Genomic DNA, 18109 nt, shown 5'->3' with positions numbered 1-18109 from the left:
GTCAACCGATCCCTATGCTCCCACTCCAGAAACGGCCACAAGCAGTTGGGGGCGCATCATGGATGGGGCGGCGTTGAGGGCTGCGCGCGAGGCGCGGGGGGATACGCAGCAGGCCTTTGCCGACTGGCTGAATGCCCGCCTGGGCCGCCGGTATGACAAGGGCCGCGTTTCGCGCTGGGAAGGCGGTACGGAGAAGATCCCGCAGGCCGTGGCCGATATCGTCGTGGCCCCGGCCCGGCGTCAGCGTGACCGTGCCACTATCATCGCCATTTCCAACCAGAAGGGCGGGGTGGGCAAGACCAGTGCCGCCGTGAACATCGCCGCCGCCCTGGCGGCCTTGGGTCAGCGCGTGCTGCTGGTTGATGCCGATCCACAGGCCAGCGCCACGGTCCATCTGGGCATCAGCCAGGCCGAGGCCTCGGACGCCGGCCGCACCACCTATCACGTCATGCTGAAGGATCAGCCCGTATCCGGTGCGGTGATGCCGGTTTGTGACGGGCGGTTCCATCTTCTGCCCTCCACCATCCTGCTGTCGGCGGCGGAGACGGAGCTGATGGCGGAGCCGATGGGCACGCTGGTCCTGCGGGAGAAGCTGTCCAGCGTGTCGCGCTCCTACGACTACATCCTGCTGGATTGCCCGCCGCATCTGGGCATGATGACGTTGAACGCGCTGGCGGCCGCGACGGGGGTGCTGATCCCCGTGCAGACGGAAATGCTGGCCATGATGGGTGTGCCGCTGCTGCTGGACACCATTGCAAAGGTACGCCGGCGGGGTAATCCCGACTTGTCGATCATCGGTATCCTGCCCACCATGTTTACCTCGCGCCATACACAGGACCGCGCCACACTGGCCGATCTGACGGAACGGTTCGGCGGCAGCCTGCGCATCTTCACCCCGGTGCCGCGCTCCACCATTTTCCCGCAATCGGTGGCCGCCGCACAGCCGACCGTGGATGTCGCGTCCGACCCCGCCATTGTTGCCCCCTTCCGGGAGGTGGCCAGTTCCCTGCTTGAAGCCGACCAGACGGAGGAAGCCCGTGTCGCGTAAGCTCGCCCGCACCAATCCGGCGCTTGCCCCCGCCACGCCGGCGGTTCCGCGCGACAGCGGGTTGAACCGGCTGTTCGGCACCTCCGCCGATTTCCCGGAACTGGTGGAGCTGGACCTGGATCAGGTTCATCCCAACCCGGAACAGCCGCGCCGGCATTTCGATCCCGCCGCCCTGATGGAACTGGCCGACAGCATCCGCCACAATGGGTTGTTGCAGCCGATCCTGGTGAAGAAGCACGCCGAGGGCGGTTACATCATCGCGGCGGGGGAGCGACGCTGGCGTGCCCATGGCTTGCTGGGCAAGCCCACCATCTTCGCCGTCATCACCAAGGGCGATATTGAGGAAGTGGCGTTGGTGGAGAATCTCCAGCGCCGGGATCTCGATGCGCTGGAAACCGCCTCCGCCCTGGCCCGTCTGGGTGAACGGCATAATTACGCCCAGGAACAGCTGGCTGCCGTTGTCGGCCTGTCCAAGTCGGAGGTCTCCCGCCTGCTGGCCCTGCGCGGTCTGCCGGAAAAGGTGCAGGCCGAATATCCCGCCTTCCGTGACAAGGTGACCAAGAGCCACCTGTTTGTCCTGGCCGATACGGAAGGGGAGGAGGCGCGGCTTGCCCTCTGGTCGCGCATCAAGGAAGGGGCGACCATCAAGGAACTGCGCGTCGCCAAGCAGAAGCCGACGGAGCCGGTGGTCGAAAGCCCTGTCCTAACCGTTGCCCGTAAACTGGGCCGCAGCCTGGACAAGCTGTCGGATCGGGCTGGCCGGCTGGCCGCTGATGAGGTGCAGAGCCTGACGGCCCTGCGTGACCGGATCGACCGCTTGATCAAGGGCTGAACTTGCGACGTCGCAAGCAAAGGCTCCCCCAAACGGTAAGGATTGCCGATTCTCCCCCACGGCGTAAGGAAGGCATAACGATGCGTTGGATGCTGACGGCAGCCATGGCGGCGATGTTGGCCGCAACCCCCGCAATCTCCCAGAATCGGCCCGCTGCCGGCCCCGCTGCTACCGCCAAAGAGGCGCAGGTGGAGGGGTTTCGCAACGCGCGCTTCGGCATGACCGAGGCACAGGTGCGCGACGCCATCGGTAAGGATTTCAAGCTGTCGGGCGATGCCATCCAGCGGGTGGAAGAACCGACGGAGCGAACGACGGCCCTGATCGTGAAGGTCAATGACTTGCTGCCCGAAAGCGGGCCGGCGGTGATTGCTTACCTCTTGGGGTACAAGACGAAGAAGCTGTTCCGGGTGAATGTCATCTGGGGGCAGGAGATCGGGTCCCCGACCAAGCCGGAACAGATTGTCGGTACGGCCAACGCCCTGCGCAATTATCTTCTGGGTCAGGGGTATCGGCAGGAAGGCCTGATCCTGAACCAGTCGCTGGGCGATGATAATGTGTTGGTTTTCCAGGGAAATGACGTGCACGGCCGCCTGACGGAGCTGATCCTGGGGATTGCCAAGAAGCCGCCGGCCAAGCCCGATGCGCAGCCGGAAGTGGCCGGTGCCAGCCTTCGGTTGTCCTATGTGGAGAAGCCCAAGGAGCCGGATATCTATCGCGTGCCGGGCGGGTTCTGATCCTTACCTTCCGGGGGAATCCTTACCCCCTGGGGGCTTGTCGCGGCGCCACCTTTAAAAAATTCGACAGCATGTCGGATTGCCCGATCTCAGTTCGTCTTCCTGGTAGCAACCGGAATCTGGCGAGACGGGAGGGGCTTTGCGCACAGAAATAAACTTTCCGATACCTGAAATTTTGCAACGGGGGTTTGCCGCCCTCTTTGCGGCGGCTTTGTGATTGGGATCACATGAAATGATCCACGTTCACCCGATAAAAGCCGAAATTCCTTCAAGACCGCCGTTTTGGCAGGGCGGTCTTTGCAAGGCCGTGAAGTTTATCACGAAAGTGCTAAGCGCACTGGCCTGCTTCGTCGTACCCAACGGCGGCCATTCATGATACATCCGCGACCGGATGTAATTTCATGACCGGCTGAACCGGCAACAATAAAGTTCAAGGAACTCACGTCATGCGCATGACCACCCGGCTTTCCGGTTCCCTGTTTCTTCTGGCATTGACGCTCACCGCCTGCGGTCAGGATGGTGGTGGTGGTGCCGGGATGGGCATGGGCGCAATGCCGCCGCCGGAGGTGGCCGTGGTTGCCGTCAACCCCGCGCCTTATACGTTGACGTCGGAACTGACCGGTCGCGTGACACCCTATCGCGTGGCGGAAATTCGTCCGCAGGTGTCGGGCATCATCAAGGACCGGTTGTTCACCGAAGGCAGTGACGTTAAGGCCGGGCAGCCGCTCTACCAGATCGACCCCGCCACCTACCGCGCCGCCCTGGCGCAGGCACAGGCCGATCTGAAAAGTGCGGAGGCGCAGTTAACCTCTGTCAAGGCACGTGCAGGCCGCTACAAGGAACTGGTGGCCGTAAAGGGCGTCAGCCAGCAGGAATATGATGACGCCATGGCCGAACTGGGCGCGCGGGAGGCGGCGGTCGCCGCCGCCAAGGCCGCCGTTGAAACGGCCCGCATCAATCTGGATTATGCCGGCCTGACCTCGCCCATCGCGGGCCGCGTGGGCCGCTCGCGCGTCACGCCGGGTGCCCTGGTTACGGCGGGTCAGGCCGAAATGCTGACCAGCGTCACGCAGCTCGACCCGATCTATATCGACCTGACCCAGTCTGCCGACGCGGTAGCGGCACTGCGCCGCCAGGTCGCGGCGGGGGAAGCGACGATCCCGGAAGGCGGCAAGCTGAAGGTCAAGCTGATCCTGCCCGATGGCACGCCTTATGCCGAGGATGGGGCGCTCGACTTCTCCGACATCACCGTGGATGAGGGGACGGGCACCATCGGCCTGCGCGCCACCTTCCCGAACCCGCGCCTGGAACTCCTGCCCGGCATGTTTGTGCGTGCCGTGGTGGATCAGGGCACGCGGGCCGATGCCATGCTGGTGCCGCAGCAGGCCGTGATCATCGGTCCCGGTGGTGTTGCCACCGCCATGGTGGTGGGCAAGGAAGACAAGGTGGAAATCCGCCCTGTCACGGCGGCCAAGGCCGTCGGTGACCAGTGGGTGGTGACCAAGGGGCTGGCGCCCAAGGAACGCGTGATCGTCCAGGGCGTGCTGAAGGCCGCCCCCGGCGCACCGGTCAAGCCCGTACCTTACAATCCGGCTCCTGCCGCGGCGGGTGCAGCACCTGCCCCGGCCCGCTGATCATTCCCGGAGAGAACCGAAATGGCGAAGTTCTTCATTGATCGCCCGGTCTTTGCCTGGGTGATCGCCATCGTGATCATGCTGGCCGGCGCGCTGTCCATCATGCGTCTGCCGATTGAGCAATATCCGGCCATCGCACCGCCTTCCATCGCGGTCAGCGCCTCCTATCCGGGTGCGTCGGCTGAAACGCTGGAAAAGACCGTCACGCAGGTCATCGAGCAGAACCTGAAGGGCATCGATAATCTGCGCTACCTTTCCTCGACCAGCGATGCGTCGGGCAGCGTCACCATCACCCTGACCTTCAATGCCGGTACGGATGCCGACATTGCCCAGGTGCAGGTGCAGAACAAGGTGACGCCGGCTTTGTCCTCGCTGCCGTCGGAAGTGCAGCAGCGCGGCGTTGTCGTGTCCAAGGCATCAGCCAGCTTCCTTCTGGTTGCCGGTTTCGTGTCCAAGGACGGTCGTCTGGACGGCAATGATCTGGGTGACTTCGTCGCCTCGCGCGTTCAGGACCCGATCAGCCGTGTGAATGGTGTAGGGTCGGTGCAGGTTTTCGGTGGCGGCTATGCCATGCGCATCTGGCTGGACCCCGTCAAGATGGCGGGCCTTGGCATCACCGTGGACGAGGTATCAGCGGCGATCAAAGCCCAGAATGCCCAGGTCTCTGCGGGACAGGTCGGTGGCACTCCGTCGGTCAAGGGGCAGCAGCTGAATGCGACCGTGACGGCGCAGAGCCGCCTGCAAACCCCCGAACAGTTCGGCGCCATCCTGATCAAGTCCAGCCGTGATGGCGCTGCCGTCCATGTGCGGGACGTGGCGCGGGTGGAGTTGGGTGGCGAAAGCTATGACTTCGTTTCCCGCTACAACCGCATGAATGCGGTCGGTCTGGCCGTCAATCTGGCCACGGGTGCCAATGCGCTGGAAACGGCGGCATCCGTGAAGCAGGCGATCGAGGCGCTGCGCCCCAGCTTCCCGGCGGGTGTGGATGTCGAATATCCGTACGAGACGACGCCGTTTGTGAAGCTGTCGATCCAGGAAGTGGTTAAGACCCTGGCCGAAGCCGTGGTTCTGGTCTTCCTGGTCATGTACCTGTTCTTGCAGAGCTTCCGTGCAACCATCATTCCGACCATCGCGGTTCCGGTCGTGCTTCTGGGCACCTTCGGGGTCCTGGCGGCGTTCGGCTTCACCATCAATACGCTGACCCTGTTCGGCGTCGTGCTGGCCATCGGCCTGTTGGTGGATGATGCCATCGTGGTGGTGGAAAATGTGGAGCGCGTGATGGCGGAGGAGGGGTTATCCCCGCGCGAGGCCACACGAAAATCCATGGAGCAGATCACGGGTGCCCTCGTCGGCATCGGTCTGGTTCTCTCTGCCGTTTTCATTCCCATGGCGTTCTTCCCCGGATCCACGGGCGTGATCTATCGCCAGTTCTCCATCACCATCGTGTCGGCCATGGCCCTGTCGGTGCTGGTGGCGCTGGTGCTGACCCCGGCGCTCTGCGCCACCATCCTGAAGCCGCAGGATCATCATGAACGCGGCGGCCTTTTCGGCTGGTTCAACCGTGGCTTCAACCGCGCCAACCAGTCATACGTTTCCGCCACCGGCGGCGTGGTGCGGCGGAGCAAGCGCTTCCTGCTGGTATTCGCGGGTCTGGTGGCGATCCTGGGTGTGCTGTTCGTGCGACTGCCCACCGCCTTCCTGCCGGAAGAAGACCAGGGCATCATTTTTGCCATGGTGATGGCGCCGCCGGGTTCGACCCAGGAACGCACCATGGAGACGGTGAAACAGGTTGAGGATTACCTGCTGACCCAGGAGAAGGACAATATCCGGGGCGTCTTCTCCATCGGTGGCTTCAGCTTCGCAGGCAGCGGCCAGAACTCCGCCATGGTCTTCATCCAGTTGAAGGACTGGTCGCAACGCAAGGGGGCAGACAACACGGCCCAGGCCATCGCCATGCGTGCCATGGGTGCCTTCATGGGCCTGAAGGACGCGATGGCCTTCGCCTTCACGCCGCCCGCCGTTCTGGAACTGGGCAATGCCACCGGCTTTGATTTCCAGCTTCTGGACGAGGCGGGGGCAGGGCATGAGGCGCTGCTGGCGGCCCGTAACCAGTTGCTGGGCATGGCGGCACAGCATCCGGCCTTGGCGGGTGTGCGCCCCAATGGTCTGGAGGATACCGCACAGCTGAGCATCGACGTGGACAAGGCCAAGGCGGCGGCGCTGGGCCTGCAGGTCGCGGATATCAACAGCACGCTGACGGCCTTCTGGGGTTCCACCTATGTTGATGACTTCATCGACCGTGGCCGTGTGAAGCGCGTGTTCCTGCAGGCCGATGCGCCGTTCCGCATGCTGCCGGAGGATATTCAGAAGCTGCATGTCCGTAACGACCGGGGGGAGATGGTTCCCTTCTCCGCCTTCGCCAGGGCCAGCTGGACCTATGGTCCGCCGAAGCTGGAGCGGTTCATGGGCACCTCGTCCATGAACATCCAGGGTCAGCCGGCACCGGGCTATAGCTCCGGTCAGGCGATGGCGGCTATGGAAGAACTGGTGGCGAAGTTGCCGCCGGGCATTGGCTTTGCCTGGACGGGCCTGTCATATGAGGAACGGCTGTCCGGTGCGCAGGCACCCGCTCTGTACGCCATATCGCTGCTGGTCGTGTTCCTCTGCCTGGCGGCCCTGTATGAAAGCTGGTCCATCCCGTTAGCGGTGATGCTGGTGGTGCCGCTGGGCGTGCTGGGGGCCGTGGTCGCGGCCACGTTGACCGGCATGGCCAATGACATCTATTTCCAGGTGGGTCTGCTCACAACCATCGGCCTGTCGGCTAAGAACGCCATCCTGATCGTGGAGTTCGCGAAGGAATATTATGAGAAGGGCATGGATCTGGTGGATGCGACCCTGGAGGCCGCCCGTCAGCGCCTGCGCCCCATCATCATGACCTCGCTGGCGTTCATTCTGGGTGTTTCGCCCCTGGCTTTGGCATCCGGTGCCGGATCGGGCAGCCAGAACGCAATCGGTATCGGTGTCGTCGGTGGCATGCTGTCGGCCACGGTGCTGGCCATCTTCTTCGTGCCGATCTTCTTTGTCGGCGTCGAAAAGCTGGTTTTGCGCTTTGGCAGCCACAAGAAGCCGAAGGCGGGGCAGGAGTGATCAACATGAACAAGCGTCTTATTCCCCTGACCCTGCTGCCCCTGCTGCTGGCCGGGTGCAGCATGGCCCCTGACTATCAGGCCCCCGCCACTGGTGTCGCCGCCTCATATCCCCAGGCGGCAGCGCAGGCGGCACCAGTGGCCGATCTGGGCTGGCGCGACTTCTTCCTGGACGAAGAGTTGCGCGGCCTGATCGATCAGGCTCTGGCCCAGAACCATGATCTGGCGGTTGCCAGCGCCAATGTCGAACGTGCCCGCGCGCTCTACCGGGTACAGCGGGCGGATCAACTGCCCATTGTGACGGCGGGCGCATCGGCAACCCGTGCCCGCGTGAACGAACCGGTGACCCAGACGGGCAACCAGTATCAGGTCAATGCCGGCATCACGGCGTTCGAGCTGGATTTCTTTGGCCGCGTGCGCAACCTGTCTGACGCGGCCCTGGAAAGCTATTTCGCGACCGCCGCCGCGCGGGAGACGGCGCGTCTGGCCCTGGTGGCAGAAGTGGCGAATGCCTATCTGACCTTGTTGGCCGACCGGGACCAACTGGCTCTGACGGAGCGGACCTTCAATGCCCAGAAGGAAAGCTATGATCTGGTCAAACTGGCCTTTGACCGGGGCGCCCGCTCGCTGTTGGAGCTTCGACAGGCCGAAACCACACTGGAGACGGCGCGGGCCAATCTTGCCGCCTTCCGCCGCCAGGTGTCATTGGACGAAAACGCCCTGACCCTGTTGGTCGGCAGCCCCGTGGCCGTGGCGGGCGACAAGGTCCTGGGGGAGGAAGGGGCCTTGCTGGTTCCGGCCCTGCCGGAGGGCCTGCCGTCCGACCTGCTGACCCGCCGGCCCGACATTGCGCAGGCCGAGCATAATCTGCGGGCCGCCAACGCCAATATCGGTGCGGCCCGTGCCGCCTTCTTCCCGCGCATCGGCCTGACCAGTGCGCTGGGAACCGCCAGCACCTCGCTGTCCGGCCTGTTCGAAAGCGGCAGCAAGGTCTGGAATGTCGGGGCGGATGCCAGCCTGCCCATCTTCGATTTTGGCCGTACCCAGTCCAACCTGGATGTCGCCAAGGCGGAGCGGGATATCGCCATCGCCACCTATCAGGGCGCTGTGCGCACGGGCTTCCGTGAGGTCGCGGACGCCCTGGCCGCCCGTGCCACCCTGGATGATCAGGTGGTCGCCCAGACGGCCCTGGTGACGGCCACGCGGGAGACCTACACCCTGTCCAAGGCCCGCTATGACCGGGGCGTCGACAGCTACCTGCAGGTTCTGGATGCGCAGCGCAGCCTCTATGCGGCGGAAAGCAGCCTGATCATCCTGCGTCAGCAGCGGCTGTCCAATCTGGTGACGCTGTATAAGGCGCTGGGCGGTGGATTGTCGGACCGCGCGCCGGCCTGAACTTCCTCAACGACTACGGTCGTGTGAGGGACGGTATTTCGGCAGTGCAACAAATCTTTCATCAAGGGGGCGGGCCTGTGCAGACGGGCTCGCCCCTTGTCTATTCCGGCCTGCCCCTTGGCTGTCGAGTCGGTGGCGATACCCCACGGCAAGGTCATAGGTCCACCTCCCCGGACTACCCCAGAAGTCCTTGCTATCTGCCATTTTCGGCACCTGCCCCCTGCGCAAAGGCATAGGGTCCCTCGTCTAAAGACTGTGCTTTTCCGGTATCAGATATGATAATCTCCATGTCAGTAAGTTGTTTTTGTTGGTCTGCGCTTCCAACGCAGACCTTCCCTACGGTAATGTCTTTCCGATAGATCGGAGCCTATGGTAAACCTGCCACGGCTTCGGCACTGCGGTACGAAGGGGCGGACCGCGGGATAACCTCAATAAGGAGTGCCTGTTTCGATACCGAAGTTCCGCTTTCCGTCGATTTCGACGGACCTATGGCGGGGGCTCCGGTGTTGTTGACAGTCAAACTCTCAAACCCGCGCCTGAAGGGTGGCAAAATTGGAATATCCTCTGGCCCTTATCCTGCAGATCGCCCTGTCTGCCCTCATCTGCTTCGCGGCCAAGCCCATCGGCAATGCCTTGGGCATCATGGACAAGCCTGACAGCCTGCGGAAGCTGCATCGTGGTGCGGTGCCGCTGGTGGGTGGTCTGGCAATCCTGCTGCCGGCGACGCTGATCGGTGGTGGCATTTCCTATAATGACGGTGTCGGCCTGCATTGGGTGATCGTGCCCGTGATGGTCGTGCTGTTCGTCATGGGTATGGTGGACGACCGTCAGCATCTGCCTCCTGTCGTGCGCCTGTCGGTTTCGCTGGTGATGTTCTCCTTCGCCATCATCCTGGCGCCGCATCTGGCCCTGACCTCCCTGAATTTTGGCGGTGGCGTCAGCGTCGATGTCCCGCCCTTCATGGGCGCGATGCTGACCATCGTCAGCCTTGTTGGCTTCCAGTACGCGTTCAACATGAGCGATGGTGCAAATGGCGTTGCCTCGGGCATGGCCATGATCTGGGCGCTGTTCTTCGCGCTGGCCGGCACCGGCACCCTATCCATGCTGGCCCTGCTGATCGTGGCGGGCGGGGCGGTGTTCCTGGCCTTTAACATGCGTGGTCGCATCTTCTTAGGTGACAGCGGTGCCTACGGCATCTCCGCCGTCATGGGCCTGCTGGGTCTGGCCATCACGGGCCACGCCGACAGCAGCCTGACCAACATGCAGCTTATGGGCCTGTTCCTGCTGCCGGTGGTCGATTGCCTGCGCCTGATCGTCAGCCGCCTGCGCGCTGGCCGTGCCCCCTTCTCCCCGGACCGGGAGCATCTGCATCATTACCTGCTGCGGTGGCTAGTTTCGCCCACCCGCACGGCCCTGGCCTACTGGTCCATGGTGGCCCTGCCGAATGCGGCAGGCGTCCTGGTCGGCGGGGTTTCCGGGTTCGCCGTGACCGTCGCGCTGACGCTGCTGATGTACCGCTTTGCCATCGCCCGCACGGCTGCCGTTCCGGCACCTGCTGCTGTTGTCGGTGGCGAGGCGCGCTGAAGATTTCCATCCGCCGGGCTCCTCCCGAAGCGGTTTTACTGACAAGCGGCCGGGGATATTCCCGGCCGCTTTTCTTTTTTCGGCGCATTCAGCTTGGGTTCAGCGCGACCCTGTCAGGATCGGTTCCATCATCGATCCAACAGGAAGGAACCCATCATGCCTTACCCCCGTCTCCTGGCCGGTCTGCTTCTGGCCGGTTCGCTGGCCGCCGGTGCCTATGCCTATGCGCAAGGGGCCGGGACCGGTGCCGCGCCTATGTCTGGGCCGTCCATGGCAGCGGATACGCTGTCCATGCCGGCTTTGCTGGACAAGCTGTCGGCCCAGGGCTACCGCGATGCCCGCTCGGTTGAGCGGAAAAGCGACAAGCTGGTGGAGGTGAAGGCCACCGGTCCCGATGGCCAGCGCCAGGAGCTTTATGTCGATGCCCGCACGGGTGAGATCCTGAAGGTGGAGCGCGACTGATGGCTGACATGACACTCCCGGCGGGGCAGGGGACGCCTGTCCCGCCTTCTCCCGGTAAAGTCCGGGTCTGGGACCCGCTGCTGCGCCTGATCCATTGGGGCATCGCCGCCGCCTTTCTGACAGCCTGGCTGTCAGCGGAGGAGGTGATGGCGGTGCATGAGGCGGCAGGCCTCACCATCATCGCCCTGGTGGGCCTGCGCGCGCTCTGGGGCCTGATCGGCAGCAGCCACGCCCGGTTCAGCGACTTCGCCCCGTCGGGCGCCGGGCTTCTGGCCTATATTCGTGCCCTGGTGCAGCGCCGGGCCGACCGGCATCTGGGCCATAATCCCGCCGGTGGGGCCATGGCCCTGACACTGTGGTTCGCCCTGCTGGGCACGGCGGCGCTGGGCCTGCTGACCCGCTATCCCGTACCGGGCTTGCGTCCCTATGGCCATTTTCTGGAAGAAGCGCATGAGGTGCTGGCCAATGGCACCTTGGTCCTGGTGGGCCTGCATATCTCCGGTGTGCTGGTCAGCAGCCTGCTGCATCGGGAGAACCTGCCGCTATCCATGCTGACGGGCCGCAAACGAGCGGAATAGCCCTTCATGGCCCCAACAAAAAACCCGGCGCCTTGCGGTGCCGGGCTTTTGTCTTTTCAGGCTTTCTGGATCAGGCCTTGGCGGCCTCACCCTCGCCACCTTCGTTGCCGGGCGGGTCTTCGGCATCCATGGTCTTGCGCAGCCTGTTCTCGCCCAGATAGAGCAGGATCGGGGCCGCGATGAAGATGGAGGAGGAGGTGGCCAGCAGGATACCGAACAGCAGGGCCCAGGCGAATTCACGCAGAGCCTCGCCGCCATAAAGGGCCAGCGGCACGATCGACAGGAACACGGCAATGTTCGTGTTGATGGTACGGGTCATGGTCTCGTTGATGGAGCGGTCGATCAGCTCGCGCAGCGGCATCTTGCGGTAAAGCCGAAGATTTTCGCGCACGCGGTCATAGACCACGACCTTGTCATTGATGGAGAAGCCCATGATGGTCAGCATCGCCGCCACCGCCGTCAGGTTGAACTGCAACCCGGTCAGCGCGTAGAAGCCGATGGTCTTGGTGACGTCCAGCATCATGGTCACCACCGCACCCACGCCGAACTGCCATTCGAAGCGGAAGGTGATGTACAGCAGCATGAAGAACGCGGCCAGACCCAGGGCCAGCATGCCGTCGCTGAACAGCTCCGCCGACACGGACGCGCCCACCGCTTCGACGCGGCGCACCTCCGAACCGGGGAAGTTCTGTTCCAGGGCGGCGGTCACGGCCTTGACGGCGGCCTGCTGGTTGCTCTCCGCCCCTTCCTGCCGCTCCATGCGCAGGATCACGTCACGGTCGGTACCAAAGGCCTGCAGGGCCACCGGGCCGACATTCACATGCTCCATCACCTCGCGCATCTTCGGGAAGTCGGTCTGCTCCGCCGTCCGCACCTCCATCACGATGCCGCCGGCAAAGTCGATGCCGTAATTCAGGCCGGGCTTGAAGAACATCGCCACCGATGCGGTGGACAGGATCACCGACACGGCCAGACCGACATGGCGGCCATTCATGAAGTTGATCTTCATGCCGGCAGTCTTCAGCTTGATGGGACCGAAGACGGGCAGTTCCTTTGAACGGGTGCGCTTGTACCAGATGGCGGTCAGCAGGCGGGCCACGACCGTGGCCGTGAACATCGACGTGATGATGCCCAGCGAGGTGGTGACGGCAAAGCCCTTCACCGAACCCGTGCCGACCACATAGAGCAGGACCATCTTGATCAGGGTGGTCAGGTTGCTGTCCATGATGGTGCCACGGGCCTTGATATAGCCCGTTTCCAGCGCGGACAGGGCCGTCTTGCCCTTGCGCAGCTCCTCGCGGATACGTTCATTGATCAGTATGTTGGCGTCCACCGACATGCCGAGCGTCAGCACCACACCCGCAATGCCGGGCAGGGTCAGGGTCGCTTCCAGCATGGCCAGGCACGACAGCGTCAGGAACAGGTTGAAGACCAGGGCGGCATTGGCGATCAGACCAAAGAAGCCATAGGTCAGCCACATATAGGCAAAGACCAGGACAACGCCGACCAGACAGGAAATCACGCCAGCCTTGATGCTGTCCGCCCCCAGCTCAGGCCCGATGGACCGTTCTTCCACCACCGTCAGCGGGGCGGGAAGGGCACCGGCGCGCAGCAGAACGGCCAGTTCGGTGGCCGTCTGGGCCGTGAAATTGCCGCTGATCTGACCGCGTCCGCCCAGGATCGGCTCATTGATAACCGGGGCGGAGATGACACGACCGTCCAGCACGATGGCAAAGGGCCGTCCGACATTGGCCTTGGTGATATCGGCGAAGCGGCGGGCGCCGATGCTGTCGAAGCTGAAGGACACGACCCAACGGCCCGATTGCGGGTCGGCGCTGGGCTGGGCATCGGTCAGGGTGGCGCCATCCACCTCAACACGCTTGCGGACCAGGACCTGGCCGCCACCGGCACCCCGGTCGCTGTTCTGCAGCCATTCAAAGCCCGGCGGTGCCGACGAACCCGGTGCCACCGTAGCGTCCCCCACCAGATGGAACGTCATCTTGGCGGTCTGGCCCAGCAGGCGCTTGATACGGCCCGGATCGGTGACGCCCGGCAACTGCACCAGCACACGGCTGACACCCTGCCGGGCCACGATTGGCTCGTTCACACCTGTCTCGTCGATACGGCGTCGGACGATTTCCAGCGACTGGTCCACGGCCTTGCTGACGCGGTTGGTCAGGGCCTGCTGGCCGAAATCAAGGCGCAGGCGACCGGCCTCCGGCACGATGGTGAAATCGGCTATCTCACCGGGTAGGGAGGCCTGGGTCAGGGGGCGCAGGGCGTCAGTGACGCTGGCTGCATCGCTGGGATCAGCCAGCCGCACGACCAGGCCGCTGCCTTCCACGCCGACACCGGCGACGCGCAGGTTGGCGGTGCGCAGCAGGCCACGCACCTCATCCACGGCATTTTCCAGCCGCTCGCGCTTTACCGCGTCGGCATCCACCTCCAGCAGCAGGTAAGAACCGCCCTGCAGGTCAAGGCCCAGGTTGAAATGGCGCATGGGCAGCCAAGTGGGCATGTTGTGCGGGCCTACCAGACTGGGGATGGCCAGCGCACTGCCCAGGAAGCAGACCACCAGAATGGCGATTGTCTGCAGACGGGAGAATTTAAGCATGGGATTTATCCGATCATCGGCGGCGGCCCATTGGCCGCGCCCTGGTGATCACGGGAATTGGTGAAAGCGCAGGCGTTAATGGCCCGCTGGCGGCCCACGCGGCTGGCCGGGCGCGCTGACTGCCTTGCGGGGCAGGGAGGCGGGCACAACCTGTTCCGCCGGCATGCCGGTTTGGATGAAGGCCGGAAGCCCATTACCGCCCGGCAGAGCGGCAAGCCCGGCACCGCCGCCGGTCAGGGCCTTGCCATCGATGCGCAAAGCAACCTGGATCAGGGCCGGCTGCGCCGGTGTGGTCAGGCGCTGGTCACATGTCCCTGAAACCGGGCATTCGCCGGCAATCCGCCCAATCCCGGCACGCGCCACCGCATCACCGCCGCCCACGGCGCCGGCCAGCAGCACAAAGGCCGCCAGCAGCAGTAAACGCCATCGGGAGAGGGAAAGATGCAACGGGGCCACCATCCAATTCGTAAAGCATGGAGCAATACGCCGCCGCCCCGCCGCTGGCAAGCGGGATGCCGGATTTCCTGCCCGAACGCGCTCGGCCCGCCGCCCCAAATTCTGAAACTGGTTTGCGACAGGGGGGCTGGAAAAATCCGTCGCCCTGACAATTAATCCTATTGCCTTCTGTCATGACACCGGTTACCTAATGAAAGCGCGACCATCCCGGTTTTTCGCGCCCCTAAGGTGTTTTCGATGTCCAAGCCTTTGGCCCTGCATGATGACCGCCTGTTCCCCGCTGAGCCCGGCACGCGCGCCATCGCGCGGCGGCTGTACCAGTTGGTGAAGGATTTGCCGATCATCAGCCCGCATGGGCATACGGATCCGTCCTGGTTTGCGGGCAATGCCAATTTCGGCAACCCGACGGAATTGCTGCTGGCGCCCGACCATTATGTCTACCGCATGCTCTACAGCCAGGGCATCGCCATGGGGGATGTGGGCGTGGGCGACCGGTCCGGCCCGTCCAAGGCCGACCCGCGTGCGGCGTGGCATATTTTTGCGTCGAACTTCCATCTGTTCCGCGCTACGCCCAGCTGGCTGTGGCTGAATTTCGTGTTCACCAAGGTGTTCGGTATCGATGTCGCTCTGTCGGCTGACACCGCTGACCATTACTATGACACCATCGATGAAGCGCTGAAGACGGAGGCGTTCCGCCCCCGCGCCCTGTTCGAACGGTTCAATATCGAACTGATCGCCACGACAGAGGGGCCGACCGACACGCTGGACCATCATCACAAGGTGCTGGAAAGCGGCTGGAAGGGCGGGCGGGTCATTTCCGCCTATCGCCCCGACGCGGTGATTGATCCCGAACATGAACAATTCCCTACCGCCATGCGCGCCTTTGCGGAGGTGACGGGCGAGGATGTCTATAGCTGGAAGGGTTATCTGAACGCGCATCGCAAGCGCCGTCAGGATTTCATGAAGGTCGGCACGACCAGCAGCGACCATGGCCATATCACGGCCAACACCGCCAACCTGTCGCCTGCCGACGCTGAAAAGCTGTTCCAGAAGGTGTTGAAGGGCGATGTCACGGCGGCGGATGCGGAGACGTTCCGGGGCCAGATGCTGACCGAAATGGCGGGCCTGAGCATCGAGGATGGTCTGGTGATGCAGATCCATCCCGGCGCCTTCCGCAACCATAATGGCCAAGTGTTCGAACGGTTCGGGCGCGACAAGGGCGCGGATGTGCCGTCGCGCACCGATTATATCCGCGCGTTGAAGCCGCTGCTGGACCGGTATGGCAATGACACGCGCCTGTCGATCATCCTGTTCACCCTGGATGAGACGACCTATGCGCGCGAACTGGCGCCGTTGGCCGGCCATTACCCCACGTTGAAGCTGGGCCCCGCCTGGTGGTTCCATGATAGCCCGGAAGGCATGATGCGCTTCCGTGAGCAGGTGACGGAGACGGCGGGCTTCTACAATACCGTTGGCTTCAACGACGATACCCGCGCTTTCCTGTCCATCCCGGCCCGCCATGATGTGGCCCGCCGCGTGGACTGCGCCTTCCTGGCGCGCATGGTGGCCGAACACCGCCTGGATGAGGATGACGCAGCCCTGGTGGCTGTCGATTTGTCATACAACTTGCCCAAGAAAGCCTATAAACTGTGATCGGCGCATTCGAGGCCAGCAGGATCGGCATTCGAGGCTGATACGTAAAAATCGGGGAGTTCCAATATGTTCGCTAAGACCTATCACGCCACCCACCCGGTCATGATGCAGGGTGCCAGCAATGACGATCTGCGCAATCGTTATCTGATGACTGGCCTGTTCGTGGCCGATCAGGTGGTGCTGAACTATAGCCATAATGAGCGTTTTGTCGTCGGTGGTGCCACGCCGGTGGCGGGCAGCGTTGTGCTGCCGCACCAGACCGAGCCGGCATCCGCCGCCGGTCACCCGTTCCTGGAACGGCGCGAGCTGGGCATTGTCAATATCGGCGGTGCGGGTTCGGTGACTGTGGACGGCACCGTCTATGAGTTGGGCAACAAGGACGGCCTTTATGTCGGCATGGGCGCGAAGGATGTCAGCTTCGCTTCCGCCGATGCTGCTGCTCCTGCCAAGTTCTATCTCGTCTCCACCCCGGCCCATGCCAGCTTCCCCAACAAGAAGATCGGCCTGAAGGACGCGGTGGCGCTGGAACGTGGCGCCCTGGAGACCAGCAATGAGCGCACGATCTATCAGTATATCGTGCCGGCGACGTGCCAGTCGGCGCAGCTGCTGCTGGGCCTGACCATGCTGAAGCCCGGTTCGGTGTGGAACACCATGCCGCCGCACCTGCATGACCGCCGCTCGGAAGTGTATCTGTACTGCGATATCCCCGGTGACAACCGCGTCTTCCACTTCATGGGCGAGCCGGAAGCGGCCCGTCACATCGTGGTGGCCGATGGCGAGGCCGTGATGTCGCCGCCCTGGTCCATCCATATGGGCAGCGGCACCGCCAACTACTCCTTCATCTGGGCCATGGGCGGCGAGAATCTCGATTACACCGACATGAAGGTGATCGATATCTGCCAGCTGCGCTGAGACAGGTCAGGAACGGGAGTATCCCATCATGAGCAATCCCTTCGACCTTTCCGGCAAAGTGGCGCTGGTAACCGGTGCCAATACCGGCATCGGGCAGGGTATCGCGGTGGCGCTGGCCCAGGCCGGGGCCAGCATCGTGGCCGTGGGCCGGTCGACCCCGACCGATACGCAGGCTGCCGTTGAGGCCGCCGGCGCCAATTTCGCCTTCGTTTCCGCCGATCTGGGTACCGGTGCGCCGGTGGCCGAGATCGTCGAAAAGGTGGCCGCCGCCTTTGGCCGCATCGACATCCTGGTCAATAATGCTGGCACCATCCGCCGCGCCGATGCGCTGGAGTTCTCGGAAACCGACTGGGATGATGTCCTGGACGTCAATCTGAAGACGCCGTTCTTCCTGGCCCAGGCGGTCGCGAAGAAGTTCATCGCGCAAGGGTCCGGCGGCAAGATCATCAATATCGCCAGCATGCTGTCCTTCCAGGGCGGCATCCGCGTCGTGTCCTACACGGCATCGAAGAGCGGGATTGCTGGCGTGACCAAGCTGCTGGCCAATGAATGGGCGGCCAAGGGCATCAATGTGAATGCCATTGCCCCTGGTTATTTTGCCACCAACAATACCGAGGCGCTGCGCGCCGACGAGAACCGCAACCGCGATATCCTGGCCCGCATCCCGGCCGCGCGTTGGGGTTCGCCGTCGGATCTGGGCGGCGCCGCTGTTTTCCTGGCTTCTGCTGCTGCCGATTATGTCCATGGCATCACCCTGCCTGTGGATGGCGGCTGGCTGGCCCGGTAAGTTTTAACTCCCGGCGGCGGGTTTCCCGCCGCAACTCGACAAAACCCCTGCCCACCCCATGGGCGGGGGTTTCTTTTTTGCGTGGATTTGTCAAAACCGATCAGGAAATTTGACTGGAATCGGCATGGACGATCATATCGGTCCTGTCCGATCCTCGGCACCCTTGTGCATCAAAGCCGAAGAACCAGACATGAAAGTCCTAGTCGCCGTTAAGCGTGTCGTTGACTACAACGTCAAGATCCGCGTTAAGCCCGACGGAAGCGGTGTCGAGCTT

Annotated in this window: 14 protein-coding genes and 1 pseudogene; 13 read left to right on the top strand and 2 right to left on the bottom strand. The window is 63.4% G+C overall.

Annotation, left to right across the window (positions count from 1 at the left end):
• The first annotated feature begins 73 nt into the window (after positions 1–73).
• The 9 genes from ACT6Q8_RS19715 (at position 74) to ACT6Q8_RS19675 (ending at position 11413) form a co-directional block, all read left to right on the top strand.
• Positions 74–1048, top strand: coding sequence for a ParA family protein (locus ACT6Q8_RS19715; RefSeq protein ID WP_102114350.1), 975 nt, complete (start codon positions 74–76; stop codon positions 1046–1048).
• Positions 1038–1880, top strand: a complete 843-nt coding sequence (locus tag ACT6Q8_RS19710) for a ParB/RepB/Spo0J family partition protein (protein WP_054169122.1) — start codon at positions 1038–1040, stop codon at positions 1878–1880. Before ACT6Q8_RS19715 ends, ACT6Q8_RS19710 begins: the two co-directional genes overlap by 11 nt.
• Before the next feature lie 80 nt (positions 1881–1960).
• Complete coding sequence (locus ACT6Q8_RS19705) at positions 1961–2614, top strand: hypothetical protein (protein ID WP_444733883.1); 654 nt, start codon at positions 1961–1963, stop codon at positions 2612–2614.
• Positions 2615–3060: 446 nt separating this feature from the next.
• Positions 3061–4248 (top strand): efflux RND transporter periplasmic adaptor subunit, encoded by a 1188-nt coding sequence (locus ACT6Q8_RS19700; protein ID WP_444733882.1) that lies wholly within the window; start codon positions 3061–3063, stop codon positions 4246–4248.
• A gap of 21 nt (positions 4249–4269) precedes the next feature.
• Positions 4270–7395 (top strand): efflux RND transporter permease subunit, encoded by a 3126-nt coding sequence (locus ACT6Q8_RS19695; RefSeq protein ID WP_054169125.1) that lies wholly within the window; start codon positions 4270–4272, stop codon positions 7393–7395.
• A gap of 5 nt (positions 7396–7400) precedes the next feature.
• Positions 7401–8789 carry an efflux transporter outer membrane subunit gene (locus ACT6Q8_RS19690; RefSeq protein ID WP_444733881.1) on the top strand — a complete coding sequence of 463 codons (1389 nt, stop codon included), beginning with the start codon at positions 7401–7403 and terminating at the stop codon, positions 8787–8789.
• A 552-nt stretch (positions 8790–9341) separates the two neighbouring features.
• On the top strand, positions 9342–10373 hold the full coding sequence (locus ACT6Q8_RS19685; RefSeq protein ID WP_156344722.1) for an MraY family glycosyltransferase: 1032 nt from the start codon (positions 9342–9344) through the stop codon (positions 10371–10373).
• Positions 10374–10529: 156 nt separating this feature from the next.
• A complete protein-coding gene (locus tag ACT6Q8_RS19680) occupies positions 10530–10835 on the top strand; it encodes a PepSY domain-containing protein (protein WP_444733880.1) in 306 nt (101 codons plus the stop codon).
• Positions 10835–11413, top strand: a complete 579-nt coding sequence (locus ACT6Q8_RS19675; protein WP_444733879.1) for a cytochrome b/b6 domain-containing protein — start codon at positions 10835–10837, stop codon at positions 11411–11413. The genes ACT6Q8_RS19680 and ACT6Q8_RS19675 overlap by 1 nt, the downstream gene beginning before the upstream one ends.
• 70 nt (positions 11414–11483) lie before the next feature.
• Here the strand turns inward: ACT6Q8_RS19675 and secD are convergent, their stop codons facing one another.
• Positions 11484–14027, bottom strand: coding sequence for a protein translocase subunit SecD (secD, locus tag ACT6Q8_RS19670; protein ID WP_444733878.1), 2544 nt, complete (start codon positions 14025–14027; stop codon positions 11484–11486).
• Positions 14028–14102: 75 nt separating this feature from the next.
• Positions 14103–14474: a hypothetical protein gene (locus tag ACT6Q8_RS19665; protein WP_156344723.1), complete on the bottom strand. Its 372-nt coding sequence runs from the start codon at positions 14472–14474 to the stop codon at positions 14103–14105.
• A gap of 246 nt (positions 14475–14720) precedes the next feature.
• Here ACT6Q8_RS19665 and uxaC point away from each other — a divergent pair, with 246 nt between their 5' ends.
• The 4 genes and pseudogenes from uxaC to ACT6Q8_RS19645 all read left to right on the top strand — a co-directional run.
• Entirely contained in the window at positions 14721–16136 is a 1416-nt protein-coding gene (uxaC, locus tag ACT6Q8_RS19660; RefSeq protein WP_054169131.1) for a glucuronate isomerase, read from the top strand.
• Positions 16137–16202: 66 nt separating this feature from the next.
• The gene (kduI, locus tag ACT6Q8_RS19655) at positions 16203–17048 is read left to right on the top strand and encodes a 5-dehydro-4-deoxy-D-glucuronate isomerase (RefSeq protein WP_054169132.1); all 846 of its coding nucleotides are present in this window, start codon (positions 16203–16205) and stop codon (positions 17046–17048) included.
• A gap of 28 nt (positions 17049–17076) precedes the next feature.
• Positions 17077–17835, top strand: a complete 759-nt coding sequence (gene kduD / locus ACT6Q8_RS19650) for a 2-dehydro-3-deoxy-D-gluconate 5-dehydrogenase KduD (protein WP_054169133.1) — start codon at positions 17077–17079, stop codon at positions 17833–17835.
• A gap of 190 nt (positions 17836–18025) precedes the next feature.
• Positions 18026–18109 (top strand): annotated as a pseudogene (locus ACT6Q8_RS19645) (electron transfer flavoprotein subunit beta/FixA family protein); the annotation flags it as partial.

Origin of the sequence: Niveispirillum sp., from assembly GCF_052437035.1 — a bacterium.
Taxonomy (GTDB): Bacteria; Pseudomonadota; Alphaproteobacteria; order Azospirillales; family Azospirillaceae; genus Niveispirillum.
The sequence above is the reverse complement of the archived record's forward strand: the minus strand, read 5'-3'. Positions and strand labels throughout refer to the sequence as shown.

Excerpts from the sequence above, each read along its gene's own strand:
- ACT6Q8_RS19705 (WP_444733883.1), top strand. The coding sequence starts at position 1,961 with ATGCGTTGGATGCTGACGGCAGCCATGGCGGCGATGTTGGCCGCAACC.
- ACT6Q8_RS19700 (WP_444733882.1), top strand. The coding sequence starts at position 3,061 with ATGCGCATGACCACCCGGCTTTCCGGTTCCCTGTTTCTTCTGGCATTG.
- ACT6Q8_RS19695 (WP_054169125.1), top strand. The coding sequence starts at position 4,270 with ATGGCGAAGTTCTTCATTGATCGCCCGGTCTTTGCCTGGGTGATCGCC.
- ACT6Q8_RS19690 (WP_444733881.1), top strand. The coding sequence starts at position 7,401 with ATGAACAAGCGTCTTATTCCCCTGACCCTGCTGCCCCTGCTGCTGGCC.
- ACT6Q8_RS19680 (WP_444733880.1), top strand. The coding sequence starts at position 10,530 with ATGCCTTACCCCCGTCTCCTGGCCGGTCTGCTTCTGGCCGGTTCGCTG.
- ACT6Q8_RS19675 (WP_444733879.1), top strand. The coding sequence starts at position 10,835 with ATGGCTGACATGACACTCCCGGCGGGGCAGGGGACGCCTGTCCCGCCT.
- secD (WP_444733878.1), bottom strand. The coding sequence starts at position 14,027 with ATGCTTAAATTCTCCCGTCTGCAGACAATCGCCATTCTGGTGGTCTGC.
- uxaC (WP_054169131.1), top strand. The coding sequence starts at position 14,721 with ATGTCCAAGCCTTTGGCCCTGCATGATGACCGCCTGTTCCCCGCTGAG.
- kduI (WP_054169132.1), top strand. The coding sequence starts at position 16,203 with ATGTTCGCTAAGACCTATCACGCCACCCACCCGGTCATGATGCAGGGT.
- kduD (WP_054169133.1), top strand. The coding sequence starts at position 17,077 with ATGAGCAATCCCTTCGACCTTTCCGGCAAAGTGGCGCTGGTAACCGGT.